1 protein-coding gene is annotated in these 644 nt (G+C 68.6%); it reads left to right on the forward strand.

All coding sequences use genetic code 11. The annotated features are described in order from the left end of the window. The coding region (locus ACZ3HH_RS29370) for a hypothetical protein (RefSeq protein ID WP_465810010.1) at positions 1-644 on the forward strand (644 nt) is incomplete at both ends.

A 644-nucleotide genomic window follows, 5' to 3' on the forward strand; every position in this document is an offset into this window, starting at 1 on the left:
TGGCCGCCCTCATGCAGCGGTATTACCGATTCACTCGTGACGAGGATTTCCTTCGGGAGCGCGCGGTGCCCTACGCCATGGATCTCCTCCGATTCGCGTGGTCGCGATTCCCGCTCGACTCCGCGTCGCGTCTGGTGATCGGGCCGGTGAACTCCGTAGAGACCTACTTCGACACCACCGACCCCCTCCCCGTCGTGGCGGGATATCACCGGCTGACCGCGGATCTCCTCGCTCTCCCGGATCGGCTGCTGGCCGAGCGTGACTTCGTGCAGCACGTCGCCGACGCCCTGCCCGCTCTCCCGCGGATCGGTGGCGGATCCGACGCGCCGTTGGCGCCGGCGGGCAGCTACGAGGATCGCCGGATGAACGTGGAGATCCCGGAGTTCTACGCGGTCTACCCGTTCGACGTCGACGGGGTGGACGACGCCGTCCTGGATGCGACCTGGGAGAGGTGTCTCCAGGTCAGCGGGAATTTCCGGGCGCCCGTGATCGGGGAACAGGTGGGGACGCCCTCCTTCGCCGGCTGGCAGTACCTCGGACCGGTCGCCGCCCGCATCGGCCGCATCCGCGAGGCTGCGGAGATCCTCGAGCACAACGCTTCGCTGGGCAACCCGGGTCATGCCTTCCCCGCCATGTGGGGGCCG

The sequence above is a fragment of the Pseudomonas sp. PME37.24/025 genome (genome assembly GCF_055556615.1).